This window comes from Pantoea sp. GbtcB22 (assembly GCF_019091025.1).
GTDB lineage: Bacteria > Pseudomonadota > Gammaproteobacteria > Enterobacterales > Enterobacteriaceae > Pantoea > Pantoea leporis.
The window spans coordinates 1-243 of sequence record NZ_JAGXKB010000667.1 but is presented as its reverse complement, the minus strand read 5'-3'; the positions used below and the strand labels follow the sequence as shown (position 1 = coordinate 243).

At 60.5% G+C, this 243-nt stretch carries 1 pseudogene; it reads right to left on the bottom strand.

Going from position 1 to position 243, the window contains the following annotated elements:
- Positions 1 to 181: pseudogene (locus KVT28_RS26325) on the bottom strand (hydroxyacid dehydrogenase); the annotation flags it as partial.
- Positions 182 to 243: the final 62 nt, after the last annotated feature.

Below are 243 nucleotides of genomic sequence, written 5' to 3'. Positions count from 1 at the left end.
AAATCTGCGTGTCCATGCTTTCATTGCCCTGCAGCCCGCGCGGTAACAGGCGAAAGCGGCGCAGCGCCTGCTGATTGGCATCGGGTTCATTACGCAGCGCATCGGCCGGTTGGCCCTGCATATAGCGGAACAGCGCATGGCCGAGGCGCTGGCGTGCCGTGAGTTCAAAGCGCGTTGGCATGTGGCGCCTCCGCAGCATATTCATGTTCAAGGAAGGTGGCAAAAGCCGGCGTTTGCGGATTT